The sequence below is a fragment of the Thermoflavifilum thermophilum genome (assembly GCF_900116565.1).
In the GTDB taxonomy this organism is placed as follows: Bacteria; Bacteroidota; Bacteroidia; order Chitinophagales; family Chitinophagaceae; genus Thermoflavifilum; species Thermoflavifilum thermophilum.
The window spans coordinates 1,867,087-1,886,474 of the sequence record NZ_FPCJ01000001.1; the positions used below are offsets into that span (position 1 = coordinate 1,867,087).

The window sequence follows — 19,388 nt, forward strand, 5'->3', positions numbered from 1 at the left end:
CAAACCAGAAACGCTTGTTTGCAACGGATTCGCATATACCGGAGGTGGCTGTTGTGATTTTAAGCTGGAATGGGCGCCGGCAGCTGGCCGATTTTTTGCCTTCGGTATGCCGCTCCACCTATCCCCGTCTGAAAATTTATCTCGCAGATAATGCTTCTACGGACGATACGGTTGCCTTTGTGCGGCGTGCATTTCCGGATGTGCATTGCCTGTTGAATGACCGGAATTATGGATTTGCCGAGGGATACAATGTGGCTTTGCGAAGGGTGCAGGCCACATATTATGTGTTGCTGAATCAGGATGTGGAAGTGGAGCCTGGATGGCTGGAACCGATGATTGCCTTTATGGAACAGCATCCGCAGGTAGCTGCTTGTCAGCCCAAGCTACGTAGCTATCTGCAGCGCGATTATTTTGAATATGCAGGTGCTGCAGGCGGATGGCTGGATGCGTTGGGCTACCCGTTCTGCCGGGGGCGGCTCTTTTACACATTGGAAAAGGATGTAGGCCAGTACGATGATCCGGTTTATCTTTTCTGGGCTTCGGGAGCGGCATTGTGCATCCGGGCAGAGGTTTTTCATGCAGCGGGTGGTTTCTATGCCGGCTTTTTTGCACACATGGAGGAAATTGATCTGTGTTGGCGTCTCCAGCGAATGGGTTATCGGATCGGATATTGCCCGCGGTCCGTGGTGTATCATCTGGGCGGGGGCAGCCTGCCGCAGGGGAATCCGCAGAAGACTTACCTCAACTATCGCAACAACTTGATGATGATGGCGCGTAACCTCAGCCGGGCGGAGCGTTGGCGGCGCATTCCTTTCCGAATGTTGCTGGATTTGCTTTCTATTGTTTATGGCATGGCCCATCGCACACCCGCCGAGATGCTGGCTATTTTGAAAGCGCATCGCGATTTTATCCGCTGGTATCGTAAAAACCGTCGTGCGCTTCCCCGACAAGCCGTTCCCCTGTGCGAATTGCAGGGGTATTATCCCGGTTCCGTGATCTGGCAATATTTCGCAAAAAGAAAAAAATTTTTTTCCAACCTGCCCATCAAAACCCGGCTTATCGCCCTAAATTTGCAGGACCAATAAATATCCTTATCGATGGAACAGGAATTGCATCATGCCCGGCCAAACTATAACGATATTCTTACCAGCCGCACTTCCACTTCCAGATTTTTGTTTTACCTCTATGTGGCTATTTTGGTAGCTTTCTTTCTGGGAATGTGCTATGGCTTGTACGTGCACCGGTATAAAGGCAAGCCCAATGTGGAAATCCCATCCAACACCCTTTACAACCCGACTTATAAGTAAAGCGATCCCCTGGTCAGTATTGATGGCTGGAATGCAGGGAATAAATAATCAATCCTATCAATATCAGCAGCAATACAATCGCGAGAATTTTCGTGAACACTTGCATGTGATCAGGAGGGCTTTGATCCCGGAGGTTTCTCACAGGTAAAGTTTTACACAAATTTATCTGTGTATTTGCAGATACTTTTGAGGGTTATCCTTATAGTTTTGTTAATCTCTATGCTTTTATACCGACACCTGAAAGTCCCTCAAAGCCTGATTCAAACTGGTTTTCAGATCGGTGGAAGGTTTGCGTTTCCCGATGATAAGCGCACAACTTACCTGAAATTCTCCTGCAGGGAATTTTTTTGTATAGCTGCCGGGGATTACCACGCTACGGGCAGGTACACGGCCTTTATAGGTGACAGGTTCATTGCCCGTTACATCAATGATCTTGGTGGATTGTGTCAACACAACATTGGCACCCAATACGGCTTCCTGTTCAACGATCACGCCTTCCACCACAATGCAGCGTGAACCGATAAAGCACCCATCTTCGATAATCACAGGTGAAGCCTGAAGAGGCTCCAGCACACCGCCAATTCCCACACCCCCACTCAAATGCACATTTTTGCCGATTTGTGCACAGGAACCCACGGTGGCCCAGGTATCCACCATGGTTCCCTCGTCCACATAGGCACCGATGTTTACATAGGAAGGCATTAGCACTACTTGTGGACCCAGGTAGGCGCCATATCTTGCAGTAGCCGGAGGTACAGCCCGTACGCCGATCTCGGCAAAATTTTTTTTCAGGGGTATTTTATCGTAAAATTCGAAAGGAGGAAGCTCCATCACCTGCATCTGCTGAATGGCAAAATACAGGAGAATAGCTTGTTTGATCCATTCGTGTGTAATCCAGCCATCGGCATGGCGGGTAGCTACCCGCAGTTTGCCCTGATCGAGCTGGCGGATTACTTCACGAACAGCCTCTGCATAGAGCGATTGTTGCAAACGAGTCCGATCCTGCCAGGCTTCTTGAATAAGAGATGCTAATTCCATGCAATAAGTTTTGCGCAAACTTACAAATCAATCCGACAAACCAAAGGAAAGGAGAAAGAGTGCTATTTCTTAGTTTTGTCAGCATCGTGAAAACTTGCCTGATCATTCAAACGGCGTTCCTGGGCGATGTGGTGTTGGCTACTGCCATTGTGGAAGAGCTGCATGCCGCACATCCCGACTGGCAACTTGATTTTTTGCTGCGCAAAGGCAACGAATCATTGCTGGCGCATCATCCCTTTATTCGAAAAGTGTGGGTATGGGATAAAAAACATAAAAAATACAGCCACTGGTGGCAGCTTTGCAAACAGATCAGGCGTGCACGGTATGATGTGGTCATCAATGTGCAGCGTTTTTTTTCAACGGGTTTGCTTACCGTATTATCTGGAGCAGGCTGTACCATTGGCTTTGATAAAAATCCGCTCAGCTTTCTGTTCGACCATGCAGTTCCCCACCTCATTGGAGCAGGTATCCATGAAACCGATCGCAACCATGCACTGGCAGCCTGTGTAACACGATTAAAACAAGCTTTTAAGCCTCGGTTATATCTTCCGCCGGAAGCGCAGCAGCGGGTGGCACATTGGCAGCAGCAAGGCAGCTATTGTTGTATGGCGCCAGCTTCGGTATGGTTTACCAAGCAATGGCCCCGGGAGAAATGGCTGGAATTGCTGAATCGTTTCCCACCCGGATACCGGGTATACCTGCTGGGTAGTGCGTCTGACAGGGATTTGTGTCAATGGTTGAAAGAGCACACCACCTATCCGGCGGTTGAAAACCTGGCCGGAGAGCTGCATCCGCTGGAGTCAGCAGCCCTCATGGCCGGCGCCCGCATGAATTTTGTAAATGATTCTGCACCTTTGCATCTGGCATCGGCCGTAAATGCACCTACGGCAGCCGTGTTTTGTTCCACCGTGCCGGAATTTGGATATGGTCCGCTGGCCGATGTGCATTTCATTATCCAGACAACGGAAAAGCTGCCTTGCAGGCCCTGTGGGTTGCATGGTCACAAAAAGTGCCCGGAGAAGCATTTCCGCTGTGCCTGGACTATTCCGGTGGAAGCATTGTTGCAAACGCTTGATGAATAATGAGCAATGAAATGACACACGAAGAATCCATATTTCAACAGGATGTAAACGCCTGCCTGCAGGTGCTGCGGAAGGGAGGTATTATCCTGTATCCGACCGATACCATCTGGGGCATTGGCTGTGATGCCACGCTGGCAGATGCCGTACAACGGATCTATGAGCTCAAACAGCGACCTGCCAGCAAAAGCATGATCATCTTGCTGGCCGATGAAAAAGATATTCCGCAATATGTGGCAGATCCCCATCCGGCCATATTTGAATTTCTGAAATCTGTTGACAGGCCTACCACGGTGATTTATGAACATGCCATTCATTTGCCTGATAACCTCGTGAATACGGATGGCAGCATTGCTATCCGGATCGTCAAGGAACCTTTTTGCCAGCATTTACTCAGAGAATTGAAAAAACCCCTGGTATCTACTTCAGCTAACCTGAGCGGTGGGCCTTCGCCGGCCACATTTGATGAAGTGCCGGATGCCATTAAGCAGGGAGTTGATTATGTGGTACGCTACCGGCAGGAAGACCGAACCCCGGCTCAACCCTCGCGGATTGTAAAGGTTATGGCAGACGGGCAGCTGGTGGTGATTCGTCCTTGACTGGCTGCGGAATTGGCTAACTTTGCGCCTTTTCACAGTAAAAATTCAGGTTGCATAATAACGAAATAAAGCAATATGGCATTTTCCATCCATACAATCCCATGCCCTGTGGAGCTCAATGAGCGGGAGCGTATGATTTTCCGGGCTGTTGCGCAGGCAGCTGCGGAGATGGGAGTTCCGGCTTATGCGGTAGGCGGCTTTGTGCGGGATAAACTGCTGAACAGGGCTACCACGGAAATTGATTTTGTATGCGTGGGCGATGGGGTTGCACTGGCAAATGCTTCGGCCAGAAAACTGCCTGGTGAGGTGGCAAGTGTACAGGTATTTAAAAATTTCGGCACAGCCCATTTCGTGTGGAATGGCTATCAGGTGGAGTTTGTAGGTGCCCGCCGGGAAAGCTACCGCTCGGATTCCCGCAAACCCAGGGTTGAACCGGCAACCCTGGAAGAAGACCTGTTGCGACGCGATTTTACTATCAATGCATTAGCCATTTCCCTGCAAACCGAAAATTTTAATGAACTGCTTGACGCCTTTAATGGTTTGGAGGATCTCCGCAAAAAAAGAATCCGCACGCCTACGGACCCGGTTATCACCTTTCGGGATGATCCTTTGCGTATGATGCGAGCTATTCGCTTTGCCACCCAGTTGCATTTTTCCATCGTCCCCGAAGTAGCCCATGCCATCCGCCAGGAAGCCGAACGTATTCGTATCGTTTCCCAGGAGCGGATTACGGATGAACTCAACAAAATCCTGATGGCCGATAAGCCGTCCATTGGCTTTGACCTGTTGTTCAAAACCGGGCTGCTGCAGATTATTTTTCCCCAGATGGCCGCCCTGGCAGGCGTGGAAATGATTGACGGCAAAGGCCATAAGGATAATTTTTACCACACCCTGCAGGTCATTGATAATGTGGCTGCCAAAAGTTCAAACCTGTGGCTGCGGTGGGCAGCTCTGTTGCACGATATCGGCAAGCCGGCAACCAAGCGCTTTGATCCGCAGCAAGGATGGACCTTCCATGGGCACGAGGTAGTGGGTGCTCGCATGGTACCCAAAATTTTTGCCCAATTAAAACTACCTACCCATCAACCCATGGAATACGTGAAGAAACTGGTATTGCTGCATCTGCGACCCATCAGTCTGACGAAGGAAAATATTACCGATTCGGCTATCCGCCGGTTGCTGTTTGAAGCCGGGGATGATCTGGAAGACCTGATGCTGCTTTGCGAAGCCGATATCACTTCCCGCAATGCCCAAAAGGTGAAACGCTACCTGCAAAATTTTGCCCTGGTGCGCAAACGCTTGCAGGAAGTTGAGGAAAAAGACCGGATCCGCAACTGGCAACCGCCCATTACAGGCGAGATGATTATGGAAAGGTTTAAGCTGCCGCCCTGCAAGCTGGTGGGTGATATCAAAAATGCTATCCGCGAAGCTATTCTGGATGGCAAAATCAAAAATGATTTCCAGGAAGCCTGGGATTACATGATTCAGGTTGCCAGGGAGTTGCATGTGCCAAATGTTGACTAACTTGCATATCATACTTTCAGTTGTTAAAATCGTGTGTTATGGCTGTTTTTCGCTTTCGGGTGTATTGGGAAGATGATGATAGCGTGTATCGGGATGTACTGATTAAATCCGATCAGACTTTTGCGGATTTTCATAGAGCTATTCTTGCAGCTTTTGATTTCGATCAAATCCACGACGCTGTCTTTTATCGCAGCAATGATAATTGGCAAAGAGGTCGGGAAATACTACTGAAAAAAGATGATCGTCCGCATCAGGTAGAACCCTTGCTGATGGCTGAAACGCCTGTCGGCGCCGCAGTGCGGAACACCAACCAGAAATTCGTGTACGTATATGATTTTCAGAAAAACTGGACCTTTTTGATCGAGTTGATTCAGGTGATGGGTCAGGAAAATAAAAAGCTGAGCTATCCATACTGTGCCCGCAAGGAAGGTCTTGCCCCCAGCCAATATGAAAACAAAATCCCCGGCAATGATAAGCTGATGGAGATGGAAGAGAAATACGATTTGGGAAGTGATGATTTCCCTCAGGAAGGCTTTGGTGAAGAGGGTGAAACAGACCAGGATATGGCAGATGAAGAATCCTTCTAAACTGGCGATTGTGATCGTGGGGCCAACGGCTTCCGGAAAATCGGATCTGGCTATTCTACTGGCCCGCTATTTCCAAACCAGCATCATCTCAGCTGATTCGCGGCAGTGTTATCGCGAATTGAATACGGGTACAGCCAAACCTCCTGCTTCAGTACTCGCTGAGATAAAGCATTATTTCATCAACTCCCACAGCATTCATGACAACGTCAACGCTGCACTTTTTGAAAAGCTGGCTTTGGGTTATGCTGATGAAATCTTTCAGCAAGCTCCGGTTGCCATTGTATGCGGGGGCACAGGCCTTTATGTAAAAGCATTTTGCGAAGGACTCGATCAGATTCCTCCCGTACCATCCGATGTAAGAGAGCGGCTCCGGCATATGTATGCCACTTATGGTCTTTCCTGGCTGCAGGAGGAAGTGAGAAAAAAAGATCCGGCTTTTTATCGGCAGGCTGATGTTCGCAATCCCCACCGCCTGTTGCGGGCATTGGAAGTATGGGAAGCTACGGGGCAATCCATACTGAACTTTCAGCAACAAATTCCACATCCCCGTTCTTTTCAAATCCTGAAAATTGGCATTCAGCTTCCCAGAAAAGAATTGCATCAACGCATTGCCATGCGGGTTAAACAAATGGTAGAAGCGGGCTTGTTTGAAGAGGCCGCATCGCTCCGGGCATTTCGTTCACACCCGGCTTTGCAAACCGTAGGATACAGCGAAGTCTTCGACTGGTTGGAAGGGAAATATTCCCGGGAAGAAGCCATTCAGCAAATTATTTTTCACACGCGCCAATATGCCCGCCGGCAGCTTACCTGGTTCAGGCGAGATCTTGCTATCCAGTGGATAGATGCCCCGGATCCGGACAAGGCGTTGCAGTTGGTAAAAATGAAATTATCAGATCTTGAATCCTAATGTCAGCACAAATTGGCTTTGACTGGCTTTCCAGGTGGCCGGGGCGGGCGAAGGTACATTCAGGCTATTGGGTTGAATCACGTAATACGGCTGGTTTTGATCTTTCCAGGTGCTGAATACGTAGGTGAGATCCAGATAAAATCCTTTGTTCCGATAACCTAATCCACCGCTGTAGGTGTATTGCGAAGCATTTACATTCTGGCTGGAAGGAGCATAGGGATTGCCATAATAGGCAAAGCCGGCTCTCACGGCCCAGATATCCCATTTCAGTTCGCCTCCCACCCGGATATTGGAAGCACCCTGGTAAAGCTGGGAAATCGTCTGGTTCACCTTATTTTGCTGGGCAATATCGGAGCTATAGGATTGATCATAGCGGAAATGCGCTTTCCGGTAATCAATCCATTCATAATCAGCCGTGAGAAATCCTTTCACGCTTTGCGGATCGGGATTGTTTAATCCGAATACATAACTTGCACTGCCCACCAGATGCAGGGGTGTGGTAAGATTGTAGGCATAATCGCCGGTATAGCCTCCTGTCACATCGGCCGTGGTGGCGCTTACAATGCCCTGGTCTTTGGTATTGGTGGTAACCGTGGTATAATAGCTGTCATGCATGGAATAATATGATGGCGTTTGCACGGAAACTCCCAAACGCAGGCTGCTAACCGGTACATAAATAATTCCGAGAGTGCCGCTTATGCCAACCCCGGTGGTTTTTAAGTAATTAAATACATCATATTGGTTAAGCGGAGAATTCGCGTCGCCAGGATTGGCTTCTTCAAAGGTTTCATTGCGTTCGTAGGAAATAGAAGGGATGTTCAGCGCAGCCCCGATATACAATTTATCTTCATAGTTCCCGGCTGCGGAAAGGCTGAATACATCCAATCCTCCTTTGGTAAGCAAGGTTTTCGATTGTAAAAGTGCATATCCGTCCGCAATAATTTGGCTGGGAAGGCTGCTCCATCCGGCAAATTGATTGTTGTTATCATAAACCGGGCCTACCAGTCCTGCTTTTATGGATTCGCTGATACCAAAGGGATAATTGGTTTCAGCAGTTTGTACATCCTGCACTTGATCGTTGGCCAGGGTAATCAGGTAATTATCTGAATAGGAAGAGAAAGTATTGGCGGGAGTATTTATCTTTCCCTGATAATACAGGGCCTGATTAAAGTTGGCCAGTCTGTTTTCACCTACACCGAAAGTGATGTTTTTCCAGTGGCTGGGCCTGCGACTGTTGCTGGCCAATATCAGGGTAAGATTTTGCAATGCCAGTTGGGTTTTGCTATCACTGCTGGACGTCTGGTAGTATTGTGCATCGGTGTTGATGCTGTGAAGCAGTGGAGTAATCGAAAGGTCGTTGGTTTTGAAGAATCCAATACCGGCCGGGTTCACCCAGATGTCCGAAGCATCTCCGCCCAGCGAGCCTGCGGCTCCGCCAATGGCCATCGAACGAGCATCTCCGCTAGAAACAGTACGACTGTAACGCAAAGCATCTGTTTCGTCCTGAGCCTTTGCTTGCGTAATGCCCCAAAAAAGAATAAACAACAACAGCATCAACTTTTTCATGTGGATGGTTTTTAAAGCGAAATCAAATATAGGCCTTCTCCATTCAGGAACGGCAACTGAAAGGCTTTTGCATGTAAAGATTCAACTATCATTCCAGATTTAACGACCACCCCTCGGGCTGAAGGTTCGGACTGGAGCTGCATTTTCAACTGGGGCACTACGAAACATCGGAGTGGGCGAAGAGAAAGTTCTGGTTTCAAAGTTGCGGTCGGGTGCCTGTTGAAAACGAGGAGTAGAATTAAAATTATTCTCATTGGATCGGAACATCCGGAAAAACCCGCCACGATTGTTGGATGGAGGATTCACGGGGTGTTCGCTAGGCTGCTGGATAAATACGCGCCTGCTGCGGGCAGGAGTATTGGTAGCGGGTGTTTCATTCTGGGGGGTGGTAAATACCCGTCGGGTGTTGGAGGGTGCCAATGGGCTGGAAGTATTGCCGTTTGTATGGTTGTAAAACACACGCGGTGCATTGGTATTTATTGTACCATTGCTGCCTGTTGATAGGCCATTCATTGCCCCCGAACGGGCTTCATAGTTCATCCGCGGGGCATAGGTATTTGCCGGCCGCGGATTGGCAATATATTTCCCTCCTGCATAACCGTAATAATATCCGTAGGGAAATCCATACCAGGCATAAGGTGTGTACCACAAATAGGGGGAATACCAGGCATAATATCCCGGAAACCAGGGATCCCAGAAAAACGGTGAATAATAATTTCCAAAGCTCAGACTCCACGCAAAGGAAGATCCCCACCAGGGCGAATAGCCGAAATAAGGATTAAAGCTGTAGGAGTTGTAAAAAATAAATGGATCGTAAAAATAGTTCGGATCATTAAACATCCGAAGCCGCTGGGTGTAGGTGAGTCCACCGTTGTCCTGATCGTCATACACTACGTAGTGATCTCCGTCACTGGTATTCACCGTGTTGGATGAAGAGGAGTTGGCAGTGGCTACCGCTTCCTGAGTTTGTGCGGGGGAATAGTACACATCATCGGGTGTTTGCCCGGTACGATAAGTGGTGGCACATCCGCCCAGCAGAAGGCCAAGTCCCAGCAGCATATATGTGAACGATTTCATGATCAAGCGTTTTAGAAAAGTGAATTCAAACTATCTAATCAAAGTTACTAATATTATGACAAGTTTTGTACCCAATCGTTTAGCTTTTTCTTGTTAAAAAAGATGAGTCTTCCGATATCTTTCCATATGGTTTTATGATGGGCAATGCAGATTTTTCTATTTCTTTGCGGTTTCAGGTGAAGTAAAGGCAAACCGTATGAGTAAAGCAATTACCCCGCGTGCTCAGGATTATGCACAATGGTACAACGATCTGGTCATTAAGAGCGGATTGGCTGATTATTCGGCTGTCAGGGGCTGCATGGTGATAAAGCCTTATGGATATGCCCTTTGGGAAAACATGCAGGCTGAGCTTGACAAAATGTTTAAAGACACCGGTCATCAAAACGCTTATTTCCCTTTATTCATACCCAAAACTTTCTTAAGCCGGGAAGCCGCTCACGTGGAGGGTTTTGCAAAGGAATGTGCCGTGGTTACGCATTATCGCCTGAAAAATGATCCAGCTGGTGGTGGAGTGATAGTAGATCCGGAAGCAGCATTGGAAGAGGAGTTGATTGTGCGTCCCACATCGGAAACCATTATCTGGAATACCTATAAGACCTGGATTCAATCCTACCGGGATTTACCCATACTCATTAACCAATGGGCCAATGTGGTGCGCTGGGAAATGCGCACCCGGCTGTTTCTGCGCACAGCTGAATTTCTCTGGCAGGAGGGTCATACCGCTCATGCTACCGCAGAGGAAGCCATGGAGGAAGCCCGCCGTATGCTGGATGTGTATACTCAGTTTGCGGAATCATTTATGGCTTTACCGGTGATCCGGGGCGTAAAATCTCCGGCCGAACGCTTTGCAGGCGCCGTGGAAACTTTTTGCATCGAAGCATTGATGCAAGATGGGAAAGCTCTGCAGGCCGGTACTTCCCATTTTCTGGGACAGAATTTTGCCCGGGCTTTCGATGTGCAGTTTTTAAACAAAAACAATGAACAGGAATACGTCTGGGCTACCTCCTGGGGAGTGTCAACCCGGCTGATTGGTGCGCTGGTCATGGCCCATGGTGATGATGATGGATTGAAACTACCGCCCAAGCTCGCTCCTATCCAGGTCATCATCATCCCTGTATATAAAAACGACACTCAGCGAGCTACGGTTCATACCCAAGCTTTGGAAATTTTGGAACAACTGAAAAAAGCCGGTTTCCGGGTGCAATACGATGATGCCGACCACGTGCGGCCCGGCTGGAAATATGCTGAATATGAACTGAGAGGTGTACCCCTCAGGCTTTCCCTGGGTGAACGGGAGATTCAGCAACATCAGGTAGAAGCTGTTCGCCGGGATACCCGGGAAAAACTGTATTTACCTTTTGACCAGCTTCCCGAAAAAATTGGTGATTTACTGGATCAGATACAGCAGGATATGTTTCATCAGGCCAAAAGCTTCCGGGACCAGCATATTACCACGGTTGACAACTGGGATGATTTTCTCCGGGCACTGGAAGAACCGGGAGGATTTGTATATGCTCATTGGGACGGCACTCCGGAAACGGAAATCAGAATCAAAGAACTTTCCAAAGCAACCATCCGTTGTATTCCCTTCCCAGGGCAGCTTCCGGATCATGGTTCAGGCCATTGTGTGCTAACGGGTAAACCCTCCGCGCGCAGGGTGTTGTTTGCCAGAGCTTATTAGGCTCGTGTACTATCCGCAACTCTGAATACCCACAGAAAAAGAATTTACAAATTATAGGTATTTTGTATTTTTACCTTCAGGTAAAAATAGGGGAGTTTTTTGACCCCAAACCCCATTTTTATTCAAATAACAATACCTATTCCATGAACCCCGTCATCAAAGCCATGATTGTTGAGGATGAGCAAAAAAATATTGATATCCTCAAAAATATTCTTGAAAAATACTGTGAAGAAGTAGAGCTGGTGGGCTCGGCTACTTCTGTCGAGGAAGCCGCATCCTTGCTGGAAAAGATAGAACCCGATGTGTTGTTTTTGGATATTGAAATGCCGCCGCATAAAGGATTTGAATTGCTGGAGAAATTTGATCGTCCTAAATTTGATGTAGTGTTCATCACAGCCTATGAAGAATATGCATTAACGGCGATTAAATTTTCTGCGCTGGATTATTTATTAAAACCTATCAAAGTAGGGGAAGTTAAACATGCCCTCGAAAAAGTACGAGAGCGCAAAGAAAAAAATATTCGCAGCACAGCTCCCACCAGTTATTTAAAGGATTATTTAAAAAGCAGCGGTAGCAATCTTTCCAAAATCGTCATTCCCGTTAACGACGGGTACAACATCGTTGATCTGAATGATATTGTGTATTGTGAAGCGCTGGATAGTTATACCCGTGTGATATTAACCAATGGTACGCGACACGTGGTTTCCAAATCCCTGAAAGAGTACGAAGAAATGCTGGAGGATAAAGGTTTTTACCGGGTTCATAAGTCATATTTGATCAATGTAAATCATATTACCAAAATCATCAAAGGTGAAGGCGCTGCCGTGATTATGTCCGACAAGCAAAATATTCCTATTTCCAACCGCAAGAAAAACGAATTCTTTGATTACCTGCGGACGATCATGAACATTTAGCCCCCAGCCATACACTTCATTTATTCTTCATCTTCGATGTCGTAGTAAAAGATTCCATCCACACCCGGATAGATGCCTTCCACCTGGATATGATGCCCGCCATTTTGTACCAGCTTTTCCAGGTCATTGACTGATTTAACGGGATATCCGTTGATGCGCGTAATTACAAAGCCTTCCCGCATATTGGTCTGCGCTTTGATGAGTCCCTCGCCAATATTGCCTACCATCACTCCTCCTGAAATACCCAATTGATTGGCTTGATTTTTACTCAATGTGATGAATTCAGCTCCCAGTTTGTCTAACGCCGAATTGCGTACCAGTCCTGTACCTCCTTCCCGATTGCGAAGGGTCACCACCACATTGCGTTCTTTTCCATCTCGAATGAAACTTACATTGATTTTATCGCCAGGCCTGAAACCAGCAATTTTTTCAATTAATTCCGATTCTGAATTTACCGGTTCTCCATTGATGGCTGTGATGACATCACCCGCTTTAATACCGGCTGCGGCGGCTCCTCCATCGGGATCTACACCTGCAATCACCACACCCTTTCCATAAGGATTGCGATTGGAGAGGGATGCCTGGGTGAAGCTCACATCATTGCGATAGAGTTGTACTCCCAGAAAAGCCCGTTGCACGGTGCCATAGGTGAGGATATCATTGACCACTTTTTTTACGATGTTCACTGGAATTGCATAGGCATAACCTGCATAAGAGCCGGTAGGAGAAGCAATGGCGGCAAGAATTCCGATGAGCTGTCCATCTGTGTTCACCAGCGGTCCTCCGCTGTTGCCGGGATTCACGGCAGCATCGGTCTGGATGTAGGCATCAACAGGATAGGAGCCCTGGTGGTTGACATCAATTTCACGGGAAGTAGCGCTCACAATGCCTGCAGTAACCGTGGTTTCCAGATCCAGCGGATAACCTGCAGCCAGTACCCATTGCCCCACTTTCACATTATCAGAGTTTCCATACACCAGATAGGGTAGGTTGCGCGCATCAATTTTCAACACAGCCAGATCTGTATTCGGATCATGGCCTACCACTTTGGCCTGGTAACTTTTCCCGTTGAAAAGGGTTACTACAATCTTGCTGGCACCGGCAATTACGTGATTGCAGGTCACAATGTATCCATTATCGGAAATGATAACTCCTGAACCGGAAGCCATTTGGCCGGGAATATAATACCGTTGGCCACCTCCGAAGAAGTTGAAGGGATCAAAAATATCCCCCGGGCCTGTAACTTCTTTGGGAGGGATGGTGGTTTTGATATGCACAGCCGTTGGAATCACAATGCTTGCGGCCTGTTCAAAATCAGTAGGAGCACTGGATGCATGTGCATCCGTAATATTGGAAGCCAGCCGAACATAGTTGATTGGCAGATTTTGACTCCCGTTCTGAAAAGGACCGGGCAGCTGACTCACATAGCGTGAATATACCCATAGCGTGCCCAGACTTGCAGCGATGCTGATGAAAATAGTGAGCAGAATGTGACGTATTTTCATGATGATTGGTTTTTGGTTGTATGGTTCAAAGATTATACCTGTTCTACAAATTTAAGTACAGCCGGAAGCTTGATGGTATTGAAAAAAAAGGGTTTAACAATAATTTATTGCAATAGTTAAACACGGGTTAAAATAAGCAAGACAATATCTCATGCCGCGAAAATGCAATTGTATCTGCAAACCTGTCAGTTCAGCGAAAGCAAAAATTCCATCGTATCTATGCCATCGGCATAATCCTGTAAACCCGGGAATTGGGCCTCACCAAAGGGAAGAAATCCTTTTCCCACTACACACTGAATGGAAGAGAATGGCAAGTTTTGCTTCAGCTGATCAGGATCAGCATAGGTTTCATACAACACCACACTTACCGGAGAAAACAAAGCCGGGTCGGGTTTGAGAATCACGTGCCCAAGAATCTGATGCGGTTGATGATTGAGCAGATAGGCTGAAAGATAATAGTCGAAATTATGACGATAGGGCCGATGATCCATAAAATAGGCATAAGCTTCCAGGGAACGACCAAGTGGGCGAAAATCATATTCTTCTGGCACAAAGAGTTTGGTTACATTGCGACATCCCAGTCCGAAGTAAGTACAAATGTCTTTTGCAAGCAACTGAAGATCATCCGTTGATTCCGTACCATCGAGGATGGCTACTGATGTGCGATTCCGGCGGATGATATGGGGGTACTTACCAAAATAATAGTCAAAATAGCGCGAGGTATTCTGGCTTCCTGTTGCAATATAGGCATCGCAGCCCCGCAACAATTCGGCATCATGGATCAACAAGGGTTCATCAGTCCATTCTTTAAGTTTTTCCACCAGAAAAGGAATCAGTATGTTGTCTTTGGATGCATATTTAATCCACAATGTGTGTCCGCTGATCCACCCGCACAGCAAATCATGAAAACCAACCATCGGAATATTGCCGGCCATCACGATACCTACTTTCCGGGGATGAGAGGGTTGGGGAAGCCGGGATAAATAGGGTTGAAGCCATTCCTGCAGCCTTTCGGCATTCAGGTAGTTATGCGCGATATGTTGAATGGCCAGGTCAATAAATTCCCTTGTAAACCAGGGGTTTTCTTGTGAGGCTCTTTCTTTGGCTTGCAACCATGCAGCATCATCGGAAAGCATGAATCGGCCAAGTCTATCCAGCAATTCGATTTTTTTATCCACCAACATGACACGTGATTGTCAAAATCAAAACGGAAGATTTTTAAAAATTTGTGCTTTATTTGCGTGAACGTTTATTTTTGTTGCAAATTAAATTGGTTTTCACAAAACAGGACTTCCAATGGCACTCAAGATTACAGAAGAATGTATCAATTGCGGGGCATGTGAGCCCGAATGCCCGAACAATGCGATTTACGAAGGCGGTGTGGAATGGGCCATTGCCGATGGCACTTCCGTAAAAGGCCCTTATACCCTGCTGGATGGTACGGTAGTAGATGCTGAACAACGCAATCCGCCTATCAGCGTGGATACCTATTACATCGTTCCGCATAAATGCACTGAATGCAAAGGATTTCATGAAGAACCACAATGTGCGGCTGTTTGTCCGGTAGATTGCTGTGTGCCGGATGAACTATACCGGGAATCAGAAGAAGAATTGCTGGCCAAAAAGGAACGTTTGCATTTGTAACTTTACCATAAAGCTATGAGCGAAGCCGTTCCGAAGTAAGGAACGGCTTTTTGTTTTGCTTTTGTCTTTAAAACTGCGTTTTCATCCCTAGAAAATTTCCGATATTGCACGTAGCATGCAGTTTCCACGAAGAATTGCCATTTTTGGATCGACAGGGTCTATTGGTACACAGGCACTGGAAGTGATTGCAGCCCATCCGGACCTGTTTGAGGTAACTGTACTCACTGCCTGGAAAAATGCGGATTTGCTTATCCGGCAAGCCGTTCAGTTTCAGCCCCGGCTTGTGGTCATAGGAGAAGAGCAGCTGTATAATCAGGTGAAAAATGAGCTTCAGCAAAGAGGGATTCGTGTGCTGGCAGGTATCAGCGGCCTGGAAGAAGCTGCTGCTGAAGATCTCTATGATATCCATATTGCCGCTATTGTAGGATTTGCCGGTTTGAAACCCACCCTGTCGGCCATCAAACAGGGTAAAACGATTGCTTTGGCCAACAAGGAAACCCTGGTAGTGGCCGGAGAATGGGTGATGCAGGCAGTAAAAAACTATCAGGCACGAATCATCCCGGTGGATTCTGAACATTCAGCCATTTTCCAATGCCTCGAAGGCGAACAGCATAATCGGATTGAAAAGATCATCCTTACAGCTTCAGGCGGGCCTTTTCTGGGTAAAAAGCCTAATTTTTTAGTGAATGTGAAGAAAGACCATGCACTTCAGCATCCAAACTGGCGGATGGGTGAAAAAATTACCATTGACTCGTCTTCGCTGATGAACAAAGGGTTGGAAATGATTGAAGCCCGCTGGCTCTTTGATCTGCAGCCTGATCAGATTGAGGTAGTCATTCATCCACAATCGGTGATTCATTCCCTGATTCAGTTTGAAGATGGTTCTCTGAAAGCCCAACTGGGGCTGCCCGACATGAAATTGCCCATTCAATATGCCCTTTGTTATCCGCACCGAATAGCCAATAATTTTCCCAGGTTCTCATTCAGACAATATCCGGCACTAAGTTTCGAAACACCCGATATCAAAACATTTCGTAATCTTGCCATCGCCATGGATGTGCTGCGCAAAGGAGGCAATGCAGCATGTGTGATGAATGCTGCCAACGAAGAAGCTGTTTGTGCTTTCCTAAAGAATCAGATCGGATTTCTGGATATGTCGGATGTCATCGAGCAAACACTTGAAAAAGTTTCCTTTATCCCTCACCCCAGCCTGGCCGATTATGAAGAAAGCGATAGGCTCGCACGCCAGTACGCCCAACTTTTCATCGATAAAATACAACGCAGAAACTAACACAATCTGATTTGGAGATGACTACTGCACAGATTCTGATTAAAGTTGCCCAACTCATGCTTTCCTTATCTATTCTGGTAATCTGGCATGAATTGGGGCATTTTATTCCTGCCAAACTGTTTAAAACACGGGTGGAAAAATTTTATTTGTTTTTCAACCCCTGGTTTTCATTGTTTAAATTCAAAAAAGGGGACACGGAATATGGGATAGGCTGGTTGCCACTGGGCGGATATGTAAAAATTGCTGGCATGATTGATGAAAGCATGGACAAGGAACAACTGCAACGCCCGCCCCAGCCTTGGGAATTTCGCTCCAAGCCTGCCTGGCAGCGGCTGATCATCATGATTGGCGGAGTTACCATGAACATTATCCTGGCTTTTATGATCTATGTGGCCATGCTTTGGGTGTGGGGCGAAACCTATCTGCCCCCCCAAAATCTTACCTATGGCCTCTCTGTAGGCCCGCTGGCCGAGCAGATAGGCTTGCAGAACGGCGATAAAATTGTGGCTGTGGATGGTAAGCCTGTGGAGAATGTGTCCTCCATTCCTTATCAAATCATTGTCAACCAGGCTCATACCCTGGAGGTAGATCGCGAGGGCGTGCAGGTTCTCCTACCGCTGCCCCAGGGCTTTATTGAAAAATTGGTGAAAAGCAAAGGTCAGGGATTTATTTCCGTGCGGATGCCGGTGATTGTGGACACGGTTTTGCCATCAGCCCAGTTTCTGCAAGGCCGTTTGGAAAAGGGTGATCGGGTTATTTCCCTGAATGGCCAGCCAACTCCTTTCGATCAGGAATTTCAACAGGCAGAGAAAGGGTTGCGCAATACGGTTGTAACCCTGGGTGTATTGCGGCATGGCCGGGATACCCTGTATGTCAAAGCCCGGATCAACGAGCAGGGTTTAATAGGTTTTGGAAAACGTCCACCCGAAAAAATCTTTCAATTTGAAACCAGGCATTATTCCTTCCTGGCTTCCATTCCAGCCGGTATCCACAAGGGTATTTCCAGCATCGGAAACTATCTGCAGCAGCTGAAGCTCATTTTCTTTTCCAAGCAAGTAAAGACTTCTGACTCATTGGGTGGTTTCATCACAATTGGAAGCCTGTTCCCACCTTTCTGGGACTGGCAGGCTTTCTGGAGTATGACGGCTTTTTTATCCATCATCCTGGCTGTGATGAATATTTTACCAATACCTGCGCTGGATGGCGGGCATGTACTGTTTTTGCTGTACGAAATCATCACCCGTCGCAAGCCCAGTGAAAAGTTTCTGGAATATGCCCAGATCGCGGGCATGATCATTTTGTTTTCCCTGCTTCTGTATGCCAATGGACTGGATATCTGGCGTCATCTCACCGGACGATAAGTTGGCAGGCATTGTGTCAGGAATTGCAGCCTGGTTTTTCAAAATGTCAGGATACATCACTTTGTATGTTGGTTGGGCACAGGATTTGCGTAATTTTGCATCCGGGGCCGAAAGGTTTTGACAACATGGGTTCTTTGAAAGTGTAAGCATGCCGTGCGTTGGATCATTAGCACGTTAATCTGAAGATCCGAAAAGTAAATGGCGACTATTCTTACGCCATGGCTGCCTGATCAGCGATCAGGACGCCATTATGGCCGGGTATGTTGACAGACCTGTGGTCGACTGCCCCGCCGAATCATCCGATCCGCACAGGTTGCGGCAACAGTGCGCTGCGGCTGTTGCTTAAGACAAGCAGCTCAGGGAAACCATCGGTTTGTCCGGCTCCAGTGGTTTCCTGAACTCTAATGCCGGAATAAGCATGTAGAAAGCTTTCAGGGAACATGGATGGACGCGGGTTCGATTCCCGCCGGCTCCACCATTCTCTCCTCATTCTTTTCATTTCTTCCTCACCCCAGTTGACATGAAATCTTAACCTGAATTACGGCCAGGTTGATTCTGCCATTGGGATTGGTTTTCCTTCCACAGCAGTTGCAATAGGAAAGAATATGGTGGGTTGGGGTTGCCCATCAATGGGCGCTTGCAGCTGGCATCGATACAGGAAAGGCGGGATACCGGTAAACCGGATAGCCGGATGCAAGGATTTTTCAGCCCATTCCATGGTTTTTTCCAGCTCATGAGTAGCCGTGGGCAACCATCTCTTTGATGATGCATAGGCTATGGAATCGGCTTGCATGGCTGTGCTGAGCACGATGCGGCTATTGCTTTTCAATACGCCACGCAGGGCCTGTATCCAGTTTTTCCAGTAACTACCCAACTTTGAAATATCCGCGTATTCCGCATGCAACCAAACCAAATGCAGCTGCCCGTACTTCCATAGCAAACGCTGGATGACAGTTTCCGGCCGGGTTGTATTTTCTTCCATGCTGGTGCAAAGCGGATCCTGCCTGAGGATTTCTTTCCACCAGCTGGAAATCATGGGTTGTTCTGGTACCGTAACAACTGTGTGAATGCCGCGCAGCACAAGTTCTTTTACCAGGATATAACCCAGTGGCGATTGGGCTTGTGTGAGCAGCAGGATATGGTTTTTAAGTTTGTTGAAAAGCATTTGCCAGTCGTCCGGGAAAGATATGGATGAAAGAAGCTGAGGCGCGGAAGGCTTTTGTGTACGGAGGGTAAGCATAAACTGAGGTTTAAAAAAGTGAGAAATAAGAACAGAAGCAATAATTTGATTTCGAAAAAAATGCCGGA

Annotated in this window: 18 protein-coding genes and 1 other RNA gene; 13 read left to right on the forward strand and 6 right to left on the reverse strand. The window is 47.4% G+C overall.

Annotated elements, in window-relative coordinates:
- Window positions 1-14: 14 nt before the first annotated feature.
- Window positions 15-1,085, forward strand: coding sequence for a glycosyltransferase family 2 protein (locus BM367_RS07895; protein WP_222842595.1), 1,071 nt, complete (start codon window positions 15-17; stop codon window positions 1,083-1,085).
- Window positions 1,086-1,097: 12 nt separating this feature from the next.
- Window positions 1,098-1,307, forward strand: a complete 210-nt coding sequence (locus tag BM367_RS07900; protein ID WP_092459593.1) for a hypothetical protein — start codon at window positions 1,098-1,100, stop codon at window positions 1,305-1,307.
- 225 nt (window positions 1,308-1,532) lie between these two features.
- Here BM367_RS07900 and BM367_RS07905 read toward each other — a convergent pair whose 3' ends face one another.
- Entirely contained in the window at window positions 1,533-2,345 is an 813-nt protein-coding gene (locus BM367_RS07905) for a 2,3,4,5-tetrahydropyridine-2,6-dicarboxylate N-succinyltransferase (RefSeq protein ID WP_092459595.1), read from the reverse strand.
- An 86-nt stretch (window positions 2,346-2,431) separates the two neighbouring features.
- On the opposite strand from BM367_RS07905, the gene BM367_RS07910 reads away from it, so the two are divergent.
- The 5 genes from BM367_RS07910 to miaA all read left to right on the forward strand — a co-directional run bounded on the left by BM367_RS07910 (window position 2,432) and on the right by miaA (window position 7,041).
- On the forward strand, window positions 2,432-3,427 hold the full coding sequence (locus tag BM367_RS07910) for a glycosyltransferase family 9 protein (RefSeq protein WP_245759935.1): 996 nt from the start codon (window positions 2,432-2,434) through the stop codon (window positions 3,425-3,427).
- Between the two features lie 11 nt (window positions 3,428-3,438).
- Window positions 3,439-4,023 (forward strand): L-threonylcarbamoyladenylate synthase, encoded by a 585-nt coding sequence (locus tag BM367_RS07915; protein ID WP_092460975.1) that lies wholly within the window; start codon window positions 3,439-3,441, stop codon window positions 4,021-4,023.
- Between the two features lie 108 nt (window positions 4,024-4,131).
- Window positions 4,132-5,547 carry a CCA tRNA nucleotidyltransferase gene (locus BM367_RS07920; protein WP_245759936.1) on the forward strand — a complete coding sequence of 472 codons (1,416 nt, stop codon included), beginning with the start codon at window positions 4,132-4,134 and terminating at the stop codon, window positions 5,545-5,547.
- A 38-nt stretch (window positions 5,548-5,585) separates the two neighbouring features.
- Window positions 5,586-6,134: an IS1096 element passenger TnpR family protein gene (locus BM367_RS07925; protein WP_092459599.1), complete on the forward strand. Its 549-nt coding sequence runs from the start codon at window positions 5,586-5,588 to the stop codon at window positions 6,132-6,134.
- Entirely contained in the window at window positions 6,118-7,041 is a 924-nt protein-coding gene (gene miaA, locus BM367_RS07930) for a tRNA (adenosine(37)-N6)-dimethylallyltransferase MiaA (protein ID WP_177224159.1), read from the forward strand. The genes BM367_RS07925 and miaA overlap by 17 nt, the downstream gene beginning before the upstream one ends.
- Here the strand turns inward: miaA and BM367_RS07935 are convergent.
- Both BM367_RS07935 and BM367_RS07940 read right to left on the reverse strand, forming a co-directional pair.
- The gene (locus tag BM367_RS07935; RefSeq protein ID WP_092459603.1) at window positions 7,024-8,607 is read right to left on the reverse strand and encodes an OmpP1/FadL family transporter; all 1,584 of its coding nucleotides are present in this window, start codon (window positions 8,605-8,607) and stop codon (window positions 7,024-7,026) included. The genes miaA and BM367_RS07935 overlap by 18 nt on opposite strands.
- A 99-nt stretch (window positions 8,608-8,706) precedes the next feature.
- Window positions 8,707-9,684, reverse strand: coding sequence for a hypothetical protein (locus BM367_RS07940; protein WP_092459605.1), 978 nt, complete (start codon window positions 9,682-9,684; stop codon window positions 8,707-8,709).
- 196 nt (window positions 9,685-9,880) lie between these two features.
- Here BM367_RS07940 and proS point away from each other — a divergent pair, with 196 nt between their 5' ends.
- The gene (gene proS, locus BM367_RS07945; protein ID WP_092459607.1) at window positions 9,881-11,365 is read left to right on the forward strand and encodes a proline--tRNA ligase; all 1,485 of its coding nucleotides are present in this window, start codon (window positions 9,881-9,883) and stop codon (window positions 11,363-11,365) included.
- A 143-nt stretch (window positions 11,366-11,508) separates the two neighbouring features.
- Entirely contained in the window at window positions 11,509-12,279 is a 771-nt protein-coding gene (locus tag BM367_RS07950) for a LytR/AlgR family response regulator transcription factor (RefSeq protein WP_092459609.1), read from the forward strand.
- Between the two features lie 20 nt (window positions 12,280-12,299).
- Here BM367_RS07950 and BM367_RS07955 read toward each other — a convergent pair whose 3' ends face one another.
- The gene (locus tag BM367_RS07955) at window positions 12,300-13,784 is read right to left on the reverse strand and encodes a trypsin-like peptidase domain-containing protein (RefSeq protein ID WP_092459611.1); all 1,485 of its coding nucleotides are present in this window, start codon (window positions 13,782-13,784) and stop codon (window positions 12,300-12,302) included.
- Window positions 13,785-13,969: 185 nt separating this feature from the next.
- Window positions 13,970-14,968, reverse strand: coding sequence for an aldehyde dehydrogenase family protein (locus tag BM367_RS07960; protein WP_092459613.1), 999 nt, complete (start codon window positions 14,966-14,968; stop codon window positions 13,970-13,972).
- Window positions 14,969-15,080: 112 nt separating this feature from the next.
- Here BM367_RS07960 and BM367_RS07965 point away from each other — a divergent pair, with 112 nt between their 5' ends.
- From BM367_RS07965 to ssrA, 4 genes are all read left to right on the forward strand, one after another.
- Window positions 15,081-15,428 (forward strand): 4Fe-4S dicluster domain-containing protein, encoded by a 348-nt coding sequence (locus BM367_RS07965; RefSeq protein WP_092459615.1) that lies wholly within the window; start codon window positions 15,081-15,083, stop codon window positions 15,426-15,428.
- 115 nt (window positions 15,429-15,543) lie between these two features.
- Window positions 15,544-16,719, forward strand: coding sequence for a 1-deoxy-D-xylulose-5-phosphate reductoisomerase (locus BM367_RS07970; RefSeq protein WP_092459617.1), 1,176 nt, complete (start codon window positions 15,544-15,546; stop codon window positions 16,717-16,719).
- Window positions 16,720-16,736: 17 nt separating this feature from the next.
- Window positions 16,737-18,080 carry an RIP metalloprotease RseP gene (gene rseP / locus BM367_RS07975; RefSeq protein ID WP_092459619.1) on the forward strand — a complete coding sequence of 448 codons (1,344 nt, stop codon included), beginning with the start codon at window positions 16,737-16,739 and terminating at the stop codon, window positions 18,078-18,080.
- Window positions 18,081-18,183: 103 nt separating this feature from the next.
- Window positions 18,184-18,558, forward strand: a transfer-messenger RNA (tmRNA) gene (gene ssrA / locus BM367_RS07980).
- A 60-nt stretch (window positions 18,559-18,618) separates the two neighbouring features.
- On the opposite strand, the gene BM367_RS07985 is transcribed toward ssrA, so the two are convergent.
- Window positions 18,619-19,320: a hypothetical protein gene (locus BM367_RS07985; protein WP_092459621.1), complete on the reverse strand. Its 702-nt coding sequence runs from the start codon at window positions 19,318-19,320 to the stop codon at window positions 18,619-18,621.
- Window positions 19,321-19,388 lie beyond the last annotated feature (68 nt).